16 protein-coding genes are annotated in these 22792 nt (G+C 58.4%); 6 read left to right on the plus strand and 10 right to left on the minus strand.

What is annotated here, in order from left to right:
- Nucleotides 1-3: 3 nt before the first annotated feature.
- Nucleotides 4-1212 (minus strand): isochorismate synthase, encoded by a 1209-nt coding sequence (locus tag E5C26_RS17550; protein WP_135317447.1) that lies wholly within the window; start codon nt 1210-1212, stop codon nt 4-6.
- Between the two features lie 198 nt (nt 1213-1410).
- Here E5C26_RS17550 and fepB point away from each other — a divergent pair, with 198 nt between their 5' ends.
- Nucleotides 1411-2370: a Fe2+-enterobactin ABC transporter substrate-binding protein gene (fepB, locus tag E5C26_RS17555; protein WP_135317448.1), complete on the plus strand. Its 960-nt coding sequence runs from the start codon at nt 1411-1413 to the stop codon at nt 2368-2370.
- Here fepB and entS read toward each other — a convergent pair.
- Nucleotides 2357-3625, minus strand: coding sequence for an enterobactin transporter EntS (entS, locus tag E5C26_RS17560; protein WP_135317449.1), 1269 nt, complete (start codon nt 3623-3625; stop codon nt 2357-2359). The genes fepB and entS overlap by 14 nt on opposite strands.
- A 135-nt stretch (nt 3626-3760) precedes the next feature.
- Between entS and fepD the strand changes: the two genes are divergently transcribed.
- Genes fepD through E5C26_RS17575 form a run of 3 tightly spaced genes read left to right on the plus strand, consistent with a single transcriptional unit; the run spans nt 3761 to nt 6659 of the window.
- A complete protein-coding gene (fepD, locus tag E5C26_RS17565) occupies nt 3761-4834 on the plus strand; it encodes a Fe(3+)-siderophore ABC transporter permease (protein ID WP_135317450.1) in 1074 nt (357 codons plus the stop codon).
- Nucleotides 4834-5859: an iron-enterobactin ABC transporter permease gene (fepG, locus tag E5C26_RS17570; RefSeq protein ID WP_135317451.1), complete on the plus strand. Its 1026-nt coding sequence runs from the start codon at nt 4834-4836 to the stop codon at nt 5857-5859. The genes fepD and fepG overlap by 1 nt, the downstream gene beginning before the upstream one ends.
- Nucleotides 5856-6659 carry an ATP-binding cassette domain-containing protein gene (locus tag E5C26_RS17575; protein ID WP_135317452.1) on the plus strand — a complete coding sequence of 268 codons (804 nt, stop codon included), beginning with the start codon at nt 5856-5858 and terminating at the stop codon, nt 6657-6659. The genes fepG and E5C26_RS17575 overlap by 4 nt, the downstream gene beginning before the upstream one ends.
- A gap of 75 nt (nt 6660-6734) precedes the next feature.
- Here E5C26_RS17575 and E5C26_RS17580 read toward each other — a convergent pair whose 3' ends face one another.
- Genes E5C26_RS17580 through fes form a run of 3 tightly spaced genes read right to left on the minus strand, consistent with a single transcriptional unit; the run spans nt 6735 to nt 12263 of the window.
- On the minus strand, nt 6735-10679 hold the full coding sequence (locus tag E5C26_RS17580) for an enterobactin synthase subunit F (protein WP_135317453.1): 3945 nt from the start codon (nt 10677-10679) through the stop codon (nt 6735-6737).
- 32 nt (nt 10680-10711) lie between these two features.
- Nucleotides 10712-10918, minus strand: coding sequence for an MbtH family protein (locus E5C26_RS17585; RefSeq protein WP_135317454.1), 207 nt, complete (start codon nt 10916-10918; stop codon nt 10712-10714).
- Nucleotides 10893-12263 (minus strand): enterochelin esterase, encoded by a 1371-nt coding sequence (fes, locus tag E5C26_RS17590; RefSeq protein ID WP_135317455.1) that lies wholly within the window; start codon nt 12261-12263, stop codon nt 10893-10895. Before fes ends, E5C26_RS17585 begins: the two co-directional genes overlap by 26 nt.
- Before the next feature lie 324 nt (nt 12264-12587).
- Between fes and E5C26_RS17595 the strand changes: the two genes are divergently transcribed.
- Nucleotides 12588-14867 (plus strand): TonB-dependent siderophore receptor, encoded by a 2280-nt coding sequence (locus E5C26_RS17595; protein WP_135317456.1) that lies wholly within the window; start codon nt 12588-12590, stop codon nt 14865-14867.
- Nucleotides 14868-15049: 182 nt separating this feature from the next.
- On the opposite strand, the gene E5C26_RS17600 is transcribed toward E5C26_RS17595, so the two are convergent.
- From E5C26_RS17600 to budA, 3 genes are all read right to left on the minus strand, one after another.
- The gene (locus E5C26_RS17600) at nt 15050-16645 is read right to left on the minus strand and encodes an ABC transporter substrate-binding protein (protein ID WP_135317457.1); all 1596 of its coding nucleotides are present in this window, start codon (nt 16643-16645) and stop codon (nt 15050-15052) included.
- Nucleotides 16646-16784: 139 nt separating this feature from the next.
- On the minus strand, nt 16785-18470 hold the full coding sequence (gene alsS / locus E5C26_RS17605) for an acetolactate synthase AlsS (protein WP_135317458.1): 1686 nt from the start codon (nt 18468-18470) through the stop codon (nt 16785-16787).
- A gap of 39 nt (nt 18471-18509) precedes the next feature.
- Complete coding sequence (gene budA / locus E5C26_RS17610) at nt 18510-19289, minus strand: acetolactate decarboxylase (protein WP_135317459.1); 780 nt, start codon at nt 19287-19289, stop codon at nt 18510-18512.
- Nucleotides 19290-19724: 435 nt separating this feature from the next.
- On the opposite strand from budA, the gene E5C26_RS17615 reads away from it, so the two are divergent.
- Nucleotides 19725-20627: a LysR family transcriptional regulator gene (locus tag E5C26_RS17615; RefSeq protein WP_135317460.1), complete on the plus strand. Its 903-nt coding sequence runs from the start codon at nt 19725-19727 to the stop codon at nt 20625-20627.
- Here E5C26_RS17615 and eutC read toward each other — a convergent pair.
- Both eutC and E5C26_RS17625 read right to left on the minus strand, forming a co-directional pair.
- A complete protein-coding gene (eutC, locus tag E5C26_RS17620; protein WP_135317461.1) occupies nt 20606-21397 on the minus strand; it encodes an ethanolamine ammonia-lyase subunit EutC in 792 nt (263 codons plus the stop codon). The two genes, E5C26_RS17615 and eutC, sit on opposite strands and share 22 nt — an antisense overlap.
- Entirely contained in the window at nt 21394-22779 is a 1386-nt protein-coding gene (locus E5C26_RS17625) for an ethanolamine ammonia-lyase subunit EutB (protein ID WP_135317462.1), read from the minus strand. The genes eutC and E5C26_RS17625 overlap by 4 nt, the downstream gene beginning before the upstream one ends.
- Between the last annotated feature and the right edge of the window lie 13 nt (nt 22780-22792).

Genomic DNA, 22792 nt, shown 5'->3' on the forward strand with positions numbered 1-22792 from the left:
TGTCTATCCTTGGTTCAGGCCAAACGCCCGCGAAATGGTACTGAGTTTGGTGCCGGTTTCATGCCATTCGGATTCCGGCGAAGAGTCTTGCACAATGCCGGCACCGGCAAACAGTCGCACCTGATTGCCCTGTACCGTGCCGCAACGGATGGTCACCACCCACTCTCCGTTGCCTTCGGCGTCACACCAGCCGACGATGCCGCCAAACAGGCCGCGATCAAACGGCTCCAACTGCTTGATCACCTGATGCGCCAACGCGGTCGGCGTACCGCACAGCGCCGGTGTCGGGTGCAGCAGGCAGGCCAGCGACAGCGCATTTTCAGCGCGGCTGGCGGCTTCCCCGTCGATAGGCGTGGACAGGTGCCACAGCGTGGTGGTGCTCAATAATTCAGGAACGGTAGGGATATTCAGATAACGGCAGCGATCGGCCAGCACCTGACGCATCCCTTCGGTGACAAACTGGTGCTCATAACGATCTTTTTCGGATACCAACAACTGCTGGCTGACTTCCAGATCCCGCTGCGGATCGGCATCACGACGGGCAGAACCGGCCAATGGATTGGAGAAGAACTGCGCGCCGGATTTACGTAGCAGTAATTCCGGGCTGGCTCCCAGTAATGCCCCCTGTTCCAGCGGGACATGGAAGTGGAAGCCATGAGGATTCTGGGCGATGATCCGTGCCATCAATGCCTGGCGGTCTACCGGCTCACGCGTTTCAATTTCCAGCAGGCGCGAAAGCACCACTTTATCCAACTGGTCACCACGGGTTGCCGCCACCGCATCCGCTACCATCTGCATAAAGGGCTGCTGGGCAGGCACTTCATTTTGGCGGATAATTTCCGGCAGCGCGTCTTGTGGTGAAGTGACGCCAGCCAAAAAGGCATCGCGCTCAAACCACTGTGTGTGTTGAGGAATAAACAGCGCGGAAGGCTGATGAGTGTCAAACGGGATAGCGCCGCACAGAACCGGGTTTTTAACCCCCGCCAGCCTGGCTTCGGCAAACGCATGTTGTACCGCCTGCTGGAATTCGCCGTTAAGCTGGTCCCCACCCTGGGCCGGCAGCGTGATTTTGGCAAAACAGCCTTGGGTGCTCAGGCTACGGAAAGGAGAGGTAAAGAAAAAGCCGGAGGTCGGCGACACATTTGCAGCAGCCTGTTCGCTATCCTTGCCTTGCGGCTTCTTCTGCCCGGTACTGTTTAGTGTAACGCTCATCGGTACTCCCTTTCGTATCATGAACAATAACCTGTATAATAATGATTATCATTTGTATTGAATCGCGTTAAATTACCCTCGTGAATATGCTATGTCAATAAATGTAAACAGTTCTTCCATTCATAATCGTGATATAAAACCAGCAGCTTTAATTATATAAATGATAAGTATTACTATTTAACTTCTAAGGAATGCATTGTGAAGAAGAACCCAATCTTCAGCCTGGTGCTGTTTGGCCTGATGCTGATTGGCACGGCCCATGCCGCAGACACCGGTTGGCCACGCAAAATTGAAACCTCACACGGCGTAGTGACCCTCGCGCAGCCCCCTGCCCGCATCGTTTCGACCAGCGTGACCGTTACCGGTACCCTGCTGGCGATTGATGCACCGGTGGTCGCCAGCGGCGCCACCACCCCCAACAACCGGGTGGCAGACTCACAAGGGTTCTTTCATCAATGGAGCGCTGTCGCGACGCAGCGTGGCGTTAAACGACTGTATATCGGCGAACCCAATGCGGAAGCTATCGCCGGCGTTGCGCCCGATCTGATTATCATCTCGGCTACCGGTGCCGATTCCGCCCTGCGGCTGTACGATCAACTTTCCGCCATTGCCCCGGTGCTGGTGGTCAATTACGACGACAAAAGCTGGCAGGCACTGGCACTTGAACTGGGCCAGGCCACCGGGCATGAAGCTCAGGCACAGAAAGTTGTCAGTGATTTCGATGCGCGTGAACAATCGCTGAAACAACGCATGAAATTGCCGGAACAGCCGGTTTCTGCCCTGGTCTTCAACGCCGATGGAAAATCCGCCAACCTGTGGACCGCCGCCTCTTCCCAGGGGCAAATGCTTAAGCAGTTGGGTTTCACGCTGGCGACGCTCCCGGCCAAGCTGAACAACAGCACCAGCCAGGGGATGCGCAAGGACATTATTCAACTGGGCGGTGAGAACCTGGCAGAAGGCCTGAACGGCCAGACGTTGTTGCTGTTCGCCAACAACGACAGCGATGTCCAGCGTCTGATGGCCAATCCTTTCCTGGCAGACCTGCCGGCGGTGCAGCACAAGCGGGTTTATGCGCTGGGGAGTGACACCTTCCGACTCGATTACTACAGCGCCAGCAACCTGCTGACGCTGTTGGAAAAACAGTTTACTTCTCAGTAGACTCCGCGGCGGGCTGGAGACTTTTTTCCTGCCCGCCATTGCCCACCTGACGCAAACCGCGCATCGCAAAAGCCAGCACCACGCCGAGCAGCGCCACGCCAAAACCAAAGCTGGTGGAAGTCATTGCCGGCAGCATAAACGCCCCCATTGCCCCTAACAGCAGCGCGCCCAGTGCGTCACCCACCACGTTTTGCGCCGTCCACAGGCCATTGATACGGCCGAGGAACGCATCCGGCGTCAGATTCTGGATCAACCCATATTGCAGCAGTGAATTCAGCGCGCTCAGGTAGCCGAAAACCACCAAGAAGAACAGTGCCAGGCCGTACCACGGCATCAGACCGAACAGGCCGATAGCGACGAAAGCGCCAATCGCCGTCATCAGCATCATCCAGCCCGGCCGCGCGACATGAGCCACCCGGCCGCTGGTAAAGGCACCAATGGCTGCGCCCAGGGGCACCGCGGAATACATAAAGCCCAGCTGAGCTGCACTGACCTGCCACATACCTGACATCGCCGGATACAGCACCCGCACCGCACTGGCCATGGTCAACAGCGCGCCGATCAGCGCCACCATGCCAATCACCCGGTTGCGGAACAGAAAACCAAAGCCACCTGCCAGCGCACGTAGCGGATGTTCACGCGGCTGCGGAGGCGGCAGCAACTGTGGCAGACGCAGTAACGGGATCAGCGTCAGCAAGGTGCCAAATGCGGCCAGACCGTAGTTCCATGCCACACCGGCGTTGGCAATCACCAGCCCGCCGATCGCCGGGGAGAGAATTGAACCAAAACGCACCGTCAGCATACTGATGGCCCCGGCCTGCACAATATTTTCACGCCCCACCAACGCCGGTGTCGCCGCCAGCAGCGCCGTGACGCCAACCGCACCGAAAAAGCCGTCCCAGACTGCCAGCAAGTAAATCAGCGTTAATGAAGGTGCGGGCAGTGCGGCGTTCAGGCACAGGCCGACAAAGCCAATGCCGCAGGTGGAGCGCGCGAACAATATCAGGCGACGGCGTTCGTAGCGGTCGGCCAGTACGCCCCCCATCAGCAAGCCGGCAAACATGCCGCTACCCACCAGCGTTACCGATAACCCGACCAGCAACGTCGACCCGGTCAAGGCCTGGATCTGCACCGGGATCGCAATGGCCATTAACCCCAACGCTAAAATCGAAATAAAGCGTGCGCAAAAAACGGCACGAAAAGCGCCATTGGTCTTAAGCAGGCCAAAATCAAGCAAAATAGAGGGCTTACTCATGAGCTTTCTCACCAAAACTAAAGAAAAAGGGGCAGCGTCTGGGCTGCAATAGCGAAGGGACTCATGGTACCATAGATGAAAGCAATCAATAATGATAATAAAACTCATTTATATTCAATTAAATAATGGATTGGTATGTTACGGATTACACGCCCAGGCACACAGCCCGTCCCCGCTCCCCAGGAGCGTCTTATTGGCGGCACTTCCCGTTCATTTCGTCGCAGGCTGTTAGGCCTGCTGATTGCCGTTGGTGCGCTACTGATCGTTATGCTCCTCAGCCTGTCACTCGGCGCTAAATCTATCCCCTTCGACACGGTTATCCAGGCGCTGAAAGGCCAGTGCAGCGGCGCGGACTGCACCATCATCACCCACGCCCGGCTGCCACGTACGCTGGTTGGTATTCTGGCCGGCATCGCGCTGGGCCTGTCCGGCGTGCTAATGCAAACCCTCACCCGCAACCCACTGGCCGATCCTGGCATTCTCGGGGTTAACGCCGGAGCAGGCTTTGCCGTGGTGCTGGGGATCACCTTTTTCGGTGCCATCGACGTCAGCCAATATTTGTGGTTCGCCTTTGCCGGCGCGATGTTTGCTGCACTGCTGGTGGCGCTGATCGGCGCTCTGGGTGGCAGCAGTCTCAACCCGGTGCGCCTGACGCTGGCCGGTGTCGCGCTGGCGGCGGTGCTGGAAGGCATGACCTCCGGGATTTCCCTGCTGAACCCACTGGTTTTCGACCAGCTCCGTTTTTGGCAGGCCGGTTCGCTGGATATTCAAAATATGCAGGTGGTGCGCACCGTCGCCCTGCCGATCCTGTTGGGTACGCTGATTACGCTGTGGATGAGCAAGTCGTTGAACAGCCTGAGCATGGGTAATGAATTGGCCACCGCGCTGGGTACCGGCATTGTCCGTACTCAGCTGCTGGGGCTGCTGGCAATTACCCTGCTGTGTGGTGGCGCGACCGCCGCCGTCGGCCCGATTGCCTTTGTTGGCCTGATGATGCCGCATATTGCCCGGCGGCTGGGCGGCTCCGAACTGCACTGGATGCTGCCATGGACGCTGGTACTGACCCCTATCCTGCTGCTGAGCGCCGATCTGATCGGCCGCTTCCTGGTGGCCGGTGAACTGCGCGTTTCCATCGTCACCGCCCTGATTGGTGCCCCGCTGCTGATCATGCTGGTGCGGCAACGCCATATGTTCAGGAGGCAGCGCTGATGTCGACCTCCGCTGCCCGTCTGATGGCCATTCACAAACTCCGCGCTCTGTCGCGTCCGGCGCTGACCGCCCTGCTGTTGTTGCTGGCGGCTTTGGCGCTGGCGATTTACGCCCTGGGTTCAGGTGCCTTGTCACTGACGGCTGCACAGGTGATTGACGCCTTGCGTGGCGAAGGCCCGGCCAATCTGGCGGTGATCGTCACCCAGTGGCGTTTGCCACGCGTGATCATGGCGTTGCTATTGGGGGCGGCACTGGGCCTCAGCGGGGCCATTTTCCAGTCGATACTGCGCAACCCGCTCGGCAGCCCGGACGTGATTGGCTTTAATACCGGTGCTTACAGCGGCGTGCTGGTGGCCATAGTGCTGTTTAACGGCGGCGTTATCGGTATCACCAGCGGGGCACTGGCCGGTGGCCTGTTAACCGCCGCGCTGATTTATCTGCTGGCATGGCGTAATGGCGTCGAGTCATTCCGGTTGATTATCGTCGGTATTGCGGTACGCGCCCTGCTGGTGGCCGGCAATACCTGGCTTATCATCAGCGCCTCACTGGAGTCCGCCATGACCGCCGGGCTGTGGAGCGCCGGTTCACTCAACGGCGTAAGCTGGGCGAAAAGCCTGCCGGTGTTGGCGGTGATTACCCTGTGCTGCCTGCTGTTGCTGACCCTGACCCACCGTATGCGGCTGCTGGAGATGGGTGACGATACCGCCTGCGCGCTGGGCGTGCCGGTGGAACGCTCGCGCATTATGCTGCTGTTGATCGGCGTAACGCTAACGGCCGCAGCCACCGCTGTGGCCGGGCCAATCTCCTTTATTGCGCTGGTGGCCCCGCAGATTGCGCGACGCCTGTGTGCCAACCGTAGCGTGCTGCTGCTGACCGCCCTGATCGGTGCCCTGCTGCTGCTGCTTGCCGATATCGCGGCACAGCGCCTGTTTATGCCTTATCAGTTGCCGGTCGGGGTGTTGACCGTCAGTCTGGGCGGCATTTATCTGATTTGGCTATTAATCCGTGAGTCACGAAAAAAATGAATGCTGAACCCCTGCAGTCCGCGCCGTTGCGCGCCGAACACCTGACGCTGGGCTACGACAAAAAGATTGTCGCCAGCGACCTGTCCGTCTCTATCCCGCACGGCGAACTGACGGTGATTATCGGGCCGAATGCCTGCGGTAAATCCACCCTGCTGCGTACTCTCAGCCGCCTGATGCAACCGCAGGCCGGGGCTGTCTGGCTGAACGGTAAACACATCAGCGAATACGCCACTAAAGAGGTGGCGCGCCAGTTGGGGCTGCTGCCGCAAAGCTCCACCGCGCCGGGTGATATCACCGTGTTTGATCTGGTGGCCCGCGGCCGCTATCCGCATCAGCGCCTGTTCAGTCGTTGGAGCGAAGAAGATCAGCAGGCCGTGGACCAGGCGATGCGCTCTACCGGCGTATTCGAGCTGGCCGAACAACCGGTCGATACCCTCTCCGGCGGACAACGTCAAAGAGTGTGGATTGCAATGGTGCTGGCGCAGCAAACACCGCTGCTGCTGCTCGATGAGCCAACCACCTGGCTGGATATCACCCATCAGATCGATCTGCTGGAGCTGATGCGTCAGCTAAACCGTGAAAACGGCCATACGCTGGTGGTGGTGCTGCACGACCTCAACCATGCCTGCCGTTACGCCACACATCTGATTGCCATGCGCGACGGTAAGGTAGTGGCCGAAGGGGCGCCGAAGGATATCGTGACTGCGGAACTGATCGAAGAGGTGTACGGCCTGCGCTGTATGATCATTGACGATCCGGTTTCGCATACGCCGCTGGTGGTGCCACTGGGTAAGTCATAGATGTTGTAGGGGCCCAGCATGCTGGGCCCTTGTTAATCGGGGCGAATCTATGCGCCCCCTACCCGTCACTGGGTATTATAGAGCGCGTAATATACGGTTCAGCAACGGTCCCAACACCTTGAACGACGCTGGGGACACAATATCGACGTGCGCGCAGTCCAGCTCATGCACCTGCAAGGCATCGACGTATTGCGACCAGGTCTGCTGCACGTCCATCCCTTCCTGCAAAGTCTGACGCGCGACAAACAGCGTCGCCTGCCCTTTGAAGTTCGCCGTATGGGTTGCTGAAAGCAGGCGCACTGAATCGGCATAGTTGGCTTCGATATTATCGAACATCGCCACCCGGGTTTCGCCCAATGCCGGATCAAGCGCATCCTCGGAAACCGCCAGGAACTGCTCGCGCTCGCGCTGGACTTCTTTCAGTACGTTGTCATCGAGCATCACGTCCCAGTTCTGGGTTTCCGGCGGATAGGTATCCAGCAGCCCCAGGAAGGCCACTTCTTCCCCTCGCGCCTGCAATCTGGCGGCGATGCCCTGCGCCAGAGTGCCACCCAGTGAGTAACCGATAAAGTGATACGGGCCCTGCGGCTGTACCTGCAATACCTGCTCCAGATGCGCGTCGCACACCTGATCCATATTCTCGCTGAGCGCCAGCGGGCCGTCGGGGCGCGGTGACTGAATACCCACCAGCGACCAATGCTGGTCGATATAGCGCGGCAGCACGCTGAACTGCCAGGAGAATCCGGAGGCCGGGTGCAGGCAGAACAGCGTTGGGCCTTCGGTGGTACGCAGCGGCAGTACGCTGTCGAAACCGGTCCGATCGGCCTCTTCCTGTGTGCGATCTTCCGCCAGTAGTTGCGCCAGCTGTTCCACGCGGGAAGCCACCATCACCTGCCCAACCGACACCGCTTTACCCAGTTCACGACGCAGTTCCGCCGCCAGGCGCATCGCCAGCAGCGAGTGACCACCAAGAGCAAAGAAATCATCATCGGCGAACACGGTTTCACGCTGCAGCAAACGGGCGAACACCGCCGCGATCGCCATCTCCAGCCCCGTTTCAGGTTCACGCCCTGCGGCTCTGACCCCGCTTTGCGGTTGCGGCAACGCTTTGCGATCCAGTTTGCCATTGGCACTCAGCGGCAGGAACTCCATCTCAACCAGCGCTACCGGTACCATATGTGGCGGCAGGCGATCGGCCAGTGCGGCTCGCAATACTTCCAGATCAAGGCGTACACCCGGCTGCGCGACCAAATAACCCACCAGTTGGCGGGCATCGCCACCGGCCGGATCTGTCGGCGTATTATCCAGCACCAGCGCATGAGTCACCGCCTGTTTGATGCCCGGCAGCGACAGCAACGCATGATCGATTTCACTCAGTTCTATGCGTTGACCACGAATTTTCAGTTGATCGTCACTGCGGCCGAGATACTCCACTTCGCCGCCCGGTAACCAGCGCGCGACGTCGCCCGTGCGATACATCCGCCCGCCGTCGCCAGCCGGGTCAGCCACAAAGCGGCTGGCGGTCAGTTCTGGTCGCCCCAGATAGCCGTGCGCCAGTTGTACGCCGGTGAGATACAAATCACCCGCGACACCCGGCGGCACCGGCCGCAAGCGTGCATCGAGAATGCGCAACCCGGTATTCCATACCGGCAGACCAATAGGCACGTTAGCCCCGGTGACGGCAGCCAACGCCTCGCCCCAGGCCGGATGCCAACTGACATCCACCGCCGCTTCGGTCGGGCCGTACAGGTTATGCAGCGGCACCCCGGTGCGGCTTTGCCACAGGCGGCACAGCTCGGCCGGCAGCGCTTCACCACTGCAGAACACCTGCCGCAACGGCGCACAGCACGCCACCGCCTGCCGAGTGTCCAGCGCACCGACAAACGCCGCCAGCATCGAAGGCACAAAGTGCATAGTGGTGACCCGATAGCGGTCAATCAGTTTCAGCAGCTGTTCCGGATCGCGATGAGCCTCCGGCGGTGCCATCACCAACCGGGCACCCACCATCAACGGCCAGAAGAACTCCCACACCGAGACGTCAAAACTGCAGGGGGTTTTCTGCAACACCACATCGCCCGCCGCCATCGGATACTGATGCTGCATCCACAACAAACGGTTGACGATCGCCTGATGGCCCACCAGCACGCCTTTCGGCCGTCCGGTCGAACCCGAGGTAAAGATAATGTAAGCCGGATGGTGCGGCGTGGGTCCGCTGAGCACCACCTCCGCCGCGCTGTCTAAAGTCAGCGGCGCGTCATACAGAAAAATTTCACCCTTGCCGGCAAAACGCGCCTGCTGGCCAGGTTCGGTGATAATCAGACGTGGTGCGGCGTCCTCCAGCATCATGCCGAGGCGCTCATCAGGGTAACCGGTATCCAGCGGTAAATAAGCTGCCCCGGCCTCGACAATGGCCATTAACGCCAGCGACAGAAACACCGAACGCGGCAGGGCAACGGCAACGATATCGCCGGGTTGCACGCCCTGAGCCACCAGTTGGCGCGCCAACGCGCTGACCTGTTCGCGGGTCTCGAGGTAGTTAAATTGATACTGCGCATCGGCCAGCGCCGGTGCATCGGGGGTTTTCTGTGCCTGCTGCGCCAGCAGGCCACTGAGGGTTTGCGGCGCCACCGGATAAGCGGTGTCGTTGACCCGAGCCAATAATTGGTGATCCTGCTCGGTAAGCAAATCGGCGTCACCGATCGGCATCTGCGGCTGCGCGGCAAACTGGCGCAGTAACAGCGGCAGGCGCTGCAGATGTGCCGCCAACTCATCCCGCTGATAACGCTCGGCATTGGCCAGCAGATCGACCTTCAGCGTACCGGCCTCATCGAGATACAGCGCAATTTCCAGGTCACGCACCGGGCCGGAGGCCAGCTCATGAGTAATGCCTTCGATATCGCCAAAGTCCAACTGGAAATCGAACATCTTAAAGTTGAAAACGGTGCCGTACAGCGGCTGGGCATCGCCAATCCGCCCCAGGTCGCGCTGCACCTGTTCCGCCTCGTAACGCTGATGGCGCCGGACGGTTTTCAGCTCACGGCCGATATTGCCGGCGACCTCGCTCAGCGTCGCCTGAGGATCGAGGTGCATTTCGATCGGCAGCACGTTAATCACCGGGCCGTTAGCGCATAACGCGGCCGAGCCGGTACGCCGCATAAAGATAAAGCCGGCGCTGAAGCTGGCGTGGCCGCTCAGGCGAGACACCCACAGCGCCACCAGGGCCAGCGCCATATCTGCCACGCTGAACTGCTGCTGACCGGCGTTCACCAGTTGGCTAAAGTCCTGCCGGTCGCACAGCTGTGATAACCGATGAATACGGGTGGTCGGCGTCTGGCCAGCCAATGGCTGCGGACAGAGCGTGGCTGGCGCAGGCAACTGCTTTGCCTTGTTCAGCCAAAAGGCCGCGTCACGCTGGCAAGTCGCCGATTGTGCGTAGCGTTGATATTCTTCAACCACTTCACTGAAGGCACTAAACGGCGTCGGGTCCGGCTGCTCATTGCGTGACATCCGGCTATAAATATGGGCAATCCTGCGGGCAATGGCAGTGAAACTGAAGCCATCCACCAGAATATGGTGATAGCGCTGATACCAGAACCAACGCTGATCCGACAGGCGGATCAACATATGACGATACAGCGCATTGCCGCTGCCGATGCGTAAGTCACCGGACATATCCAGTTGCATCAAGGCTCGCGCCGCCGCTGCGGCATCGGGGGAGCCACGCAGATCAATCAACTCAACCGGCAGGATCGCCAGTTGCAGGTCTCGCCACTGCATCGGCACCCCGTCACGCTCTTCAAAGCGGAACTGCAGAGTATCCACTTCGGACAGCCCCTGCGCGATCGCCTGCAACAGGCAATCCTGATCCAGCGGCCCGCAGAGCTCGATATAGTGGGAAACCGCATAGGCGTTGGCGTGCGGTGAAATTTGGTCGGCAACCCAGATCCCGGGCTGCGCGGCGACCAACGGCAACTCAGTGGCGAGTGGCTGTTCGATTGATAATAAAGTGCTGTCTGACAAGGGACTGACTCCTGTTCTCGGTATTATTGCCATCACGCCTTACGCAATGATGCGGGCCGCATATCCTGCCAATGTTGTTCCAGCCACAGCACGCACAGCGGCCGCGCCGCCGGGCCGAATACCGACGTCCACCCCGCCGGTACTGCGCTAAACTCAGGCCACAGGCTGTACTGCAGTTGGTCATTGCACACAATCAGGCAAATTTGTTGTTCGTCATCGAACGGGTTCTGAGTTTCCATCACGGACTCCCTGGACAGTGAAGGTGAGTTTGGCCGCAGAGGCAGGAAGACTATCCGCCCACAGCGCTTGCAGCCCGTCGATCAGACCGCCACGCCAGCACAGGTAGTCATGCCCGCCCGCCACGACCCGGTATTGCACCCGGTGACCGGCATCACACAGCAAATCCGCCATCCGGTCGTTTACCCGATGCGCCACTTTTTCGTGCACCCCGGCTTCCATAAACACCTTCAGTTGCCCTTGGCCGACGCCCTGCTCAACCTGATGCAGCAGCCAACCGGCATCGGCCGGTATGGCTTCGTGCTGATACATATCGCGACGCGGCCACCAGAATGAACCGGACTGGCTGATCACCCCGCCGAAGCACTGTGGCCAGTGCAACCCGGCATACAGCGACGACAGGCCGCCAAAACTCTGACCGCATACCAACGTCGTGGCCGGATCACGGCTGTGAGGTGCCCATTCGGCCACCTGCGGCAGCAGCTCTTCTTGCACCGCCAGCCAGAAATCCTCGTTGCAGGCCAGCTCCTGAGTGCGGTGCTTGAGACTGATAATGTCGATCAGCAGATAAACCGCTTCCGGCAATTGGCCTTCACGGGTCAACTGCATCAGCGGATCCCAGACCGGCATGTTGCTCGACCAGAACTGGCCGTCCAGCAATACCGCCAGTGGTCGCTGCGCCGGGTTGCTGTCGCCAGTGGTGTACACCCAGACGTCGCGGGTATTTCCCAACCGCTCACTGTGCCAACTGTGGCGCTGCAGCCGCGCAGGCGGCGCTGGCGTACAACGTCCACTGGCCACGGCGTAGCGATCAAAATCCTGCCAGGCCGGCTGCGCGGGAGCCTGCGGCATATGCAGCCCGGACAGCACGTGGCCGCCAACACCGGCCCAGGAACGATGAGGGTTAAGCAGATCCTGAGTGGCACCGGCAAACACCTGATGCCACCAGTGACGGATCGAATGCATATTGGCGTGCGCATCCTCATCACTGTGTTCCAGCGGTCGGTCATCCATACAGGGAATAAAGCAGTAGCTGCCACGCCAGTCGGCGCTCAGCTCGGTTTGCCAGTACCAGACGTCGGTCCCTTCCAGCCGTTGCAGGCTCTGTGGCGGCGATGACTGGTGGTGGTCGGTCAGACAATTGATGTGGATCCAGACACGTTGATAGGCTGAAGTGAGTTCACATCCCTGCGGATCGCGCCATAAAAATGTGACCTTCCCTCGCCCATCCCCTTGCAGCTCCACCAGCGGCGTACCGCGTTTGGCAATATTCAGCCACCATCCATGACGCCCGGCGTGCTTGCTCGATAATAATCTGCTGCTTTCTGACTCGGATTTTGTTTTCAAAACGCCTATTCACTATTTAGCTGGCAGCTTCAGGAAAGCCGGTAAATTCGCGGCGCGAGGCGCTGCCCAAGAAAACGGTAAACCGAATACTATTGATAATTATTTGCGTTTGCAATAGTGTGTGTAGGCTCGCAAACCGGGCAGGTATTCTTCAACAGGGATGGATACCGGGTTTTAGCGCTGAATCCAATGTCGGTGTCGGTGTTGTCGCGTCTCGACCGGTTGGATTTTTATTCCGAAAACACAAAAACTACAACCGCCCTTCTCACTGCCGGAGGCCAGCTTTCGGTGCCCCGGGAAAGGCAGCAAGGTAGGAACTCTCACATGAACCGCAAATTATCTCGTTATTCCTTAGCCACACTCATCGGGTTAGGATTAGGCGCGTCCGCCTTTGCGCACGCCGCACAGCAAACTGATACCACCGCAGAAACCGACTCGACGGCCAAAAACAAAAAACAAGCCGCCGAGGAGACCATTGTCGTCACCGCCGCCAAGCAGAACCTGCAAGCACCCGGCGTTTCCACCATCACCGCCGACGAAATCAAAAAACGCCCGCCGGCACGTGATATCAGCGAACTGATCCGCACCATGCCAGGCGTTAACCTGACCGGTAACTCCACCAGCGGCCAGCGCGGCAACAACCGCCAGATCGATATTCGCGGCATGGGCCCGGAAAATACCCTGATCCTGATCGACGGCAAACCGGCTACCAGCCGTAATTCGGTACGTCAGGGTTGGCGTGGCGAACGTGATACCCGTGGCGATACCGCCTGGGTACCGCCGGAGATGATTGAACGCATCGAAGTGCTGCGCGGCCCGGCAGCGGCACGCTACGGCAACGGTGCCGCCGGCGGCGTGGTCAATATCATCACCAAAAAGAACACCAAAGAGCTGCACGGCTCATTAAATGCCTTCTTCAACGTGCCGCAGCACAAGCAGGAAGGCTCGACCAAGCGCACCGATTTCAGCCTCTCTGGCCCGCTGACCGACGAATTAAGCTTCCGCCTGTTCGGCGGTTACAGCAAAACCCAGGCCGATGCCTGGGATATCAACGAATCGCATAAGTCCGAGCGCGTAGGCATTTATGCCAACAGTACGCCTTCCGGGCGTGAGGGCGTGGAAGACAAAAACATCGATGCCATGCTGCATTGGGATTTTGCGCACTTGCAGTCACTGGAGTTTGAGTATGCCTACGGTCGTCAGGGCAACCTGTATGCCGGTGATACTCAAAACACCAACTCCAACGCGCTGGTGCAAAGCAACTACGGCAAAGAGACCAACCGTATTTACCGTGAAACCTTCGGCCTCAACCACCGGGGTGCCTGGGATAGTGGCGTCAGCACCAACAACTATATTCAGTTCGAACGTACTCGTAATACCCGTCTGAACGAAGGTCTGGCCGGCGGTACCGAAGGCATCTTCGATACCAAAAACGAAGGGTTTGGCACCACCAAGCTGGACGATTTCCTGGCGCACAGCGAAATCAGCGTGCCGTTTGAACTGGGCGTGACGCAAACCGCCACGCTGGGCACCGAATGGAACCAGCAGAAGATGAAAGATGGCTCTTCCACCAGCCAAACCCTGATGGGCGGCACCATTCCTGGCCAGGCAACCGGCACCCGCAGCCCTTATGCCTCCGCGCATATTTTCTCGCTGTTTGCTGAAGACAACATGGAGCTGACCGACAGCACCATGCTGACGCCAGGTCTGCGTTACGACCTGCACTCCGAGGCCGGTAACAACTGGAGCCCATCGCTGAATCTGTCGCAGGAACTGGGTGACTTCTTCACCCTGAAGATGGGTATCGCGCGCGCCTACAAGGCACCGAACCTGTACCAGACCAACCCGAACTATTTGCTCTACAGCAAAGGGCAAGGTTGCTCGTCCAGCGATGTCAAAAATGGCTGTTACCTGTTGGGTAACGACGATCTGAAGGCGGAAACCAGCGTCAACAAAGAAGTGGGCCTGGAGTTCCATAATGACGGCTGGCTGGCCGGCGTGACCTACTTCCGCAATGACTACCACAACAAAATCGAAGCGGGTAACTCTCGCATCGGCACCAGCAGCACCGGTACCGCGATTTACCAGTGGGAGAACGTGCCTAAAGCAGTAGTGCAAGGATTGGAAGGTACATTGAACGTGCCGGTCAGCGAGACCGTTTCCTGGACCAACAACGCCACCTATATGATTGAAAACAAGAATAAGACTACCGGTGATTACCTGTCGATTATTCCTGAATTCACCATCAACTCGACCCTGAGCTGGCAGGCCACAGAGGAACTGTCGATGCAGTCGACCCTGACCTGGTACGGCCGTCAGAAGCCGAAGAAATACAACTATCAGGGCAAGCCGGTGAGCGGAACAGAAACCAAGGAAGTCAGCCCTTACGCCGTAGTGGGCGCCAGCGCCACCTATGATGTGACCAAGAACGTCAGCCTGACGGCCGGTATCGACAACCTGTTCGACAAACGCCAGTTCCGTGAAGGTAACTCGCAGAACGTGGGTGACCCGACCACCGGCGCAATTAACATTGCCGGTGCAGGTGCTGCCACCTACAACGAGCCGGGCCGGACTTACTATATGAGCGTGAATACCCATTTCTAAACGGCCAGCTTAATCGAGACTGCTAACCCCCCACTAAGGGGCTAAACCGGTAGGGGTCGAACATGTTCGACCCGATTTAACCCAGTGTTTATGCAACTGGGCGCAGCATGCAGCGCCCCTACCATTAAAAAGCAGAGCCGATTGCCAACGACCTCAGGGGCTGCCATGCAGCCCCTTTTTAATTATTTCTCCAGCGAAACCTGTTTGAAGATGTGCTTGCCGAACGGGTCAATCTCGTAGCCCTTCACTTCCTTGCGTACCGGCTCAAAAATGGTTGAGTGGGCAATCATCATCGCCGGCATTTGGTCATGCATCATCACCTGCGCCTGCTGATACATCGCCACCCGTTTGGCGTGATCGTTCTCTTCACGCGCCTGCTGGATCAGCTTGTCGAACGGCGGATAGCACCATTTGGCCGAGTTTGAACCGCCGTTGGCCGAAACACAGGTAAACAGCGGGCCGAAGAAGTTATCCGGATCGCCGTTGGCGGTGGTCCAGCCCATCAACGCAGCCTGATGTTCCCCGTTCTTTATCCGCTGCAAATACTCGCCCCACTCAAAGGTGACAATCCTGGCCTTCACGCCGATTTTCGCCCAGTCGGCCTGGATCATCTCCGCCATGCGTTTGGCATTCGGGTTGTATGGCCGCTGTACCGGCATCGCCCACAGATCGATGGCGAACCCCTGCCCCAGCCCGGCCTCCTGCAACAACTGTTTGGCTTTTTCCGGAGAGTACGGATAGTCCTCAATCTGGTTATTGCTCCCCCACTGGGTCGGCGGAAGCAGGTTCTTCGCCGGCTGGCCGGCACCGTGGAATACCGCTTCGAGGATCGCTGGTTTGTTTACCGCCAGCGCCAGCGCCTGCCGCACCTTGAGGTTATCCAGCGGTTTTTTCTGGGTATTGAACGCCAGGAAACCGATGTTCAGGCCGGATTTCTCCATCACCTGGATATTTTTGTCCTCGCGCATGCGCTTGAGATCCGTCGGGTTAGGGAACGGCATCACCTGGCATTCATTCTTTTGCAGTTTGGCAAAACGCACCGCCGCATCCGGGGTGATCGAGAACACCAGCCGGTCTATCTTCGGTTTCCCTTCCCAATACTGGTCGAATGCCTTGTAGAGGATCTTCGCATCCTTCTGGTACTGCACCAGTTGGAACGGCCCGGTGCCGACAGGATCGTTATCCACTCGCTGTGGCGTGCTGGCCTTGAGCATCGCATCGGCATATTCGGCCGAGAGAATAGTGGCGAAATACATGCCAAGATCGGCCACAAACGGCGCTTCGGCACGCGAAAGCTCAAAACGCACGGTGTTGTCGTCCACTTTGACAATGTTGTTGATCAGCGTGCCAAACTCCATCGACTCAAAGTTGGTGTAAGCGCCGTTGGAGACCTTGTGATAGGGATTATTGGGGTCTTTTTGCCGCATAAAGGAGAAGATAACGTCGTCGGCGTTGAAGTCGCGGGTGGGGGTAAAGTATTTATTGCTCTGGAATTTCACCCCTTTGCGCAGATGAAAAGTGTAATTCTTACCGTCTTCGCTCACCTGCCAGCTTTCCGCCAGGCTGGGTTGCAGCTCGACGGTACCGACTTTGAAGTCCACCAGCCGGTTGTAAATCGTCGCCGAACTGGCATCGACCGTCGGGCCAGAGGTAAACAACTGCGGATTAAACCCTTCCGGCGAGCTTTCGGAACAATAAACCAGCGTGCTGGCGCGTGCGCCGCCCATCACCGTCAGAGTCAATAGTCCCAACGTCATTGTTATTGCTTTTTTATTCATTGTTCCATCCCCAGAGTAGAAAACAGACTCGATGGATACCAATAAATCATGCAGTTAGGGATGTAAAGCACAAATTATGAGCATAAAAAACGGGGAGTGCTGCATGCGGCATTCCCCGTAGTTGTCCGGCTTGCTGAAATTAAATCATCTGGCTGAAGTTCATCTGCGCCATCAGTTTGTAGTTGTCGGCGTAATCCACCGGGATAGCGACCACCACCGGCCCCTGAATTTCCATGGCCTTGCGCAGCATCGGCCGCAAGTCTTCCACCGACTGCACGGCAAACCCGACCGCGCCGCAGGCTTCAGCATAGGCTTTAAAATCAATCGGGCCGAATTCCACCCCGGATTTACGCCGATATTTGTTCACCTCCTGCATTTCTACCATGTTGTAGGCGTTATCCACCCAAATGACATGCACGATGTTATTTTTCAGTCGTACTGCGGTTTCCAGCTCCATGCTCGACTGCATAAAACCGCCGTCACCGGAGATAGAGACCACTTTATCGCCCGGCCGCACCAGCGCCGCACCGATCGCCCACGGCAACGCCACCCCCATGGTCTGTTGGCCGTTGGAAATCAGTAGCTGGCGCGCGCGGAAGCTGTAAAGATAACGGGCAATCCAGATGTGGAAACTGCCCATATCCACGCACAGCGTTACGTCGTCGCTGACGATATCCTGCAACTCTTTCACGATACGCAATGGGTGAATTGGCATGCCGCCGCGCCGTGCAGCGCGTTCCGCCAGTTCATGGCGCTGGCGGCCCAGATCGCTGAGGATCAATTCCACCTCCGTCGGCACGCTCACCACGCCGCTAAAGGCTTCGGTCATCATGTCGAGGGTAGCGCTGATATTGCCCACCAGCTCAATGTCCGGGCGATAACAGGTGTCGATATCCGCCGGCAGCACGTCGATATGCACCAGTTTCAATCGGCCCTGGCTGTTCCACATGCAGGGATCGTATTCAATTGGGCCATAACCGACGCTGACCACCAGATCGGCCTTCTGCAATAGCTGGTCGGCGGGTTGGTTATTGAACAATCCAACGCGCCCGGCAAAGCGCGCAAAGTGGTTAACGTCGATCACCCCTGCCGCCTGATAGGTCCCCACCACCGGCATGTGGGTGCGATGCAGCAACTGACGTACCGACTCGCTGTTTTCCGGACGGCTGGCCTGCAAGCCCAACAGCAGCACAGGGCATTTCGCCTGCTGGATCAATTTGACCGCGGCGCGAATATCCTCGGCCGCCGCCGCCCCCATACGTGGCAGTCGGCAACCCGCCAACACCGGCGCGCTGACCGGCTCATTGACGATATCCATGGGCAGACTGATGAAAGAAGCCCCCGGACGGCCGAACTCGGCGTGGCGGAAGGCGTTGGCGATCACTTCTGAAATCGCCGAACCGGCATGCACCTCGGCACAATACTTGGTCACCGGCCGGAACATGCTGACGGTGTCCATGCTCTGGTGGGTCTGCTTGAGGTTATCGGCACGTTTCACCGCGCCGCCAAAAGCCACCACCGCATCCCCTTCCGAGGTGGCGGTCGCCAGCCCGGTGATCAGGTTGGAACTGCCCGGCCCGGAGGTCACCAGCGCCACCCCGGCCTTGCCGGTCAAGCGCCCGACCGCCGCTGCCATAAATGCCGCGTTGGCTTCGTGACGCACCACCACCGTTTCTATAGACGGCGCATCCTCCAGCGAATCAAATACCCGGTCTATCTTGGCTCCCGGAATACCGAATACGTGTTTGACGCCCTGCGCTTCCAGATTTTTCACCACCAAATCTGCGCCGCATGCCCAGTTATTGTCTGTTTTTGCCTTGTTCATGGAATACCTCCTGAAAACTAACCCAAGACTGTCGCGGAATTAACCCTCGGCAGAACGAATTGCGCGGTCCAAATCCTCTGGACAGAGGTCGGCGCGCAGAAAATCCGCGTCATGCGGCAACTGAAGATTGAGACGGATGATCACACCAAACTGCAGACGGCCGTGGTCGAGCTGGTAATCCAGCACGTGGCCACCGCCGTTGCGGTCTTCGGTGACAAAATGCTCGTGATAACCGGCCACACCAACGCCCTGCATATAATCGGGCGAGCGAAAACCGACCAGGGTGCCCTGGCAGTGATGGAAGGCAAAGGTAGGCTGCTCTTCAATCGCTTCCAGCATCGGGCGATAGGGGCGCTCCTGACGGGGCACAGTCCGGGTTTCCACGTGGCTGAACTCGCCGTCGACGCGCACCGCGCAGAACAGATTCGGCGAAGCCACCTGTTCATCAATGCATTGGTGCAGCTGCGCCTTGGTGATCGGACGATCGAAGTGTTGGGTAACGCTGGGTTGGAAAAAAGTGACGACGGCAAACGGGGTTTTCTGCTGCAGACTGGCTGGCCGCGCGCTACCGTCGGCACGCAACTGGTGAATTTCCTTGTCGAAGGCGATCAGTTCGCCGTCCAGGTGGTTGAAAGTCCCCAGGCCAAAATTGCCGTGCCTGAGCAACTCGCCAATGGTGACCTCCCCTTCGTAAACACCGCTGATTAACGCGCTCATCAGCGAAATTTGGTAGATCTCGCCCTCCCCAACGCTCAGCGACTGCCTGGCAAAGCCCTGCGCCAAATGCTGCGCACAGGCACACCCGTGATCTTCGTTCATAACCTACTCCTCCACCAGCACGGAGTGAAATGCCCCGCGCGTTCAAAATGCTCACCAGAAAGTGAGCAAAGATGTCGCCGGTAACCCGCTCGGTTGGAACGATTCAGCCATCGGCGACAAAAAAACCGGCACGGCAGGCCGGCGACGCCCAATGTCAACAACGGTTTAGTTTCACTAACCATTGTTGTTAAACAGGGCGTCAAATTGAACGGTTAATCTGGTGTTGAAGCAGCTATCAATACCGCAGGCATACAGTGATACCTGGGCAATACAAGTGTTCTAATATTCTAAAAACCGCGTGCTTTATGCATTTTCTCTCTGCGGTGGAATTCATGGCATACCCTTGCCCGCCATAAGCCCCAAAAAAGAGTAGCTGCAATACGGTAGACGGAGAACCTGGTATTCATAAGAAACGCTTTTGCATATAATGCAAAAATGAATGACGCCCGTTATGTTGAACATCTGCCGATATTTCTCGAGGTCGCCCTGCTGGGCAGCTTCTCCGCCGCCGCCCGCAAGCTCGGAATGGTGCCTTCGTCCCTGGTACGCCACATCGATGCGCTGGAAAATGCATTGGGCACCACGCTGTTTATCCGCTCAACGCGCGGCCTGATGCTGACAGATGCAGGGGAAATGTTGCAGGCGCGTGCCACCACGTTGCTGACAGACATCAGCGATATCCGCGCAGAACTGACTTCGTTGAACGACAGACCGCAAGGTACCTTGCGCATCAGTTGCCTGCCGACCTTTGGCAAAACCTATATCCTGCCGCTGTTGCCGACGCTGGCTGAACGCTATCCCCAACTGTTTGTTGAACTGGATTTGACCGAACGTCAGACCGATCCAACCCAGGAACTGCTGGATGCCGCCATTCGCATCGGCGAGCAGAAAGACAGTAGCCTGTACGCCAGTCGGATAGCTACCCAGCGCTGGGTCATGTGCGCCAGCCCTGATTATCTCGCTCGTTACGGCAGGCCTGCCGACCTGAACGCTTTGCCGCAGCATCGGCTGATTGCCCGCTACCATAAGCAACAGCCGGCCTGCTGGGCGCAGATCCTCAGTGCCTCTTTGATGGATCGCTGCAGTCTGGTACTGCGTTGCGATGACTTTACCGCTCAGCGCGAAGCCGCACTGCTGGGAATGGGGATCACCTTTTTACCCAACTGGGTGGTCGGGCCGGATATTCAGGCCGGTCGGTTGCTGCCGGTACTGGAGGATCCGCGCCAGGATCAACAGGGAATTTATCTGTTGCGGCCGGTAGCCAAGGTTTCAACCCGCTTGAATCTGTTCATCAGCTTACTCAAACAAAGTATCGGTCAGCCACCGAGCTGGGAATGAAGCGGTGTTATTCGCCCCTGCAACGCCGGGTTATCACTTTCATCTTTCAGCTCTATGCCGGTCAGTCGACGCTGAAAAGCCTGTTCCAGCAGCCACGCCAGTTTGAACGCCGCCTGCGGGTAGTCCAGCCCCTCCGGACGAACGTTGGAAATGCAATTGCGTTCCGACTCGCGCCGCTGGGTAGTCGGCCCCCAAGTGAGGTAGATCCCCAGGCTGTCCGGTGATGACAGGCCCGGCCGCTCACCAATCAGCATCGCCACAGCTCTGGCCCCTAAACATTCACCGATATCATCCCCCAGCGCCACCCGCGACTGGTGCGCCAGCACCACCGGTGCCAGCGAAAGGCCCAATAATTCGAGATAAGGCCGCAGCGCCTGCAACAACGGCAGTGCCTGACGATGTACCGCCTTGGAGGATAAACCGTCTGCCACTACCAGCAATAAATCCACCGGCTTGTCAGGCAAGCCCAACAACAGGCTACGGCTGTCCGCAGCCAACCGACGTCCCAAATCCGGCCGGCTGAGATAAGCGGTACGGTCGATGGCCTGGCTGTGCACCGTCAAGGTTTGCCAGCCCTGATCCTGCAACGCCCCGCCCAACGTATCGCTGTCGAACGGCTGATGCACCGCATCACGCGCCTGCGCATGCGCCAGGCCAAATTTAAGCAACTCCTGGGTCGGTAAACTGGATCCCGTACGCCCCAGCGCAATGCGCGCATCGGTAAAAGCTCGCAGCGCATCCCAACGGTTAACGTGAACTGGCTTGTTCATGGTTGCTCTCCCTGTAACGCCAGCAGCAACGGGTGATTGGCCGCGGTCTCGCGCAGTCGACCCAGATCGTCGGTGATATGCATTTTCGTCAGCCAGTCGGCAAACTCCGGCGCGTGCTTGAGCCCCAACAGTTCGCGGATATATAGCGCGTCGTGGAATGAAGTGCTTTGATAATTGAGCATGATGTCATCCGCTCCCGGTACGCCGATCAGGAAGGTCAGCCCAGCGGTAGCCAGCAGCGTCAGCAAGGTGTCCATATCGTCCTGATCCGCCTCTGCGTGATTGGTGTAACACACGTCGCAACCCAGCGGCAGGCCGAGCAGCTTGCCGCAGAAGTGATCCTCCAACCCGGCACGGATAATCTGCTTGCCGTCGTACAAATACTCCGGCCCGATAAACCCGACCACGGTGTTGATCAGTAACGGGGAGAAATGTCGTGCCACCGCGTAAGCGCGTGCTTCGCAGGTTTGCTGATCGACGCCATGGTGCGCATTGGACGACAAACAGCTGCCCTGCCCGGTTTCAAAGTACATGACGTTGTTGCCCAGAGTACCGCGATTGAGACTCAGCGCCGCCTGCTGTGCCTCCGCCAGCAGCGCCAGATTAATGCCAAAACCGGCGTTGGCCGCCTCGGTACCGGCGATCGACTGGAACACCAAATCCACCGGTGCACCGCGCTCGATCAGGCGTAGCGTATTGGTGACGTGCGTCAGCACGCAGGATTGGGTAGGAATAGCGAAACGCTGGATCACGTCGTCCAGCATGTGATTGAGTTTTTCCAGCAGCGGCAGGCTGTCGCTGGCCGGGTTGATCCCCACCACCGCATCACCACTGCCGTACAGCAAGCCGTCGAGCATGCTGGCCGCGATGCCCTGTAAGCTGTCGGTCGGATGGTTCGGTTGCAGCCGCACGCTGAGGTGGCCCGGCAGGCCAATAGTGTTACGAAAACGCGTGATCACCCGGCATTTCCTGGCCACCAGGATCAGATCCTGATTGCGCATCAACTTACTCACCGCCGCCGCCATTTCCGGCGTAATGCCGGTGGCCACCCGCGCCAACATCGCGCTGTCCGCCTGCTCACTCAGCAACCAGTCGCGAAAATCCCCCACCGTCAGGTGTGAAATTGGCGCAAAGGCCAATGTGTCGTGACTGTCGATAATCAGCCGGGTGACCTCGTCTTGTTCATAGGGCACCAGCAACTGCTGGAGAAACGTTTTCAGCGGCACCTCTGCCAGTGCTATGCGGGCCGCCATACGCTCCTCTGCGCTGTCCGCTGCCACCTCCGCCAGATAGTCGCCGGAACGGGCCGGTGATGCCTTGGCCATCAACTGGCGTAAATCGCTGAAACGATAGCTGCGCCGGCTAAGCGTTGCCTGATACATAGCGTCCCCTGTT

The sequence above is a fragment of the Serratia proteamaculans genome (genome assembly GCF_004684015.1).
In the GTDB taxonomy this organism is placed as follows: domain Bacteria; phylum Pseudomonadota; class Gammaproteobacteria; order Enterobacterales; family Enterobacteriaceae; genus Serratia; species Serratia proteamaculans_F.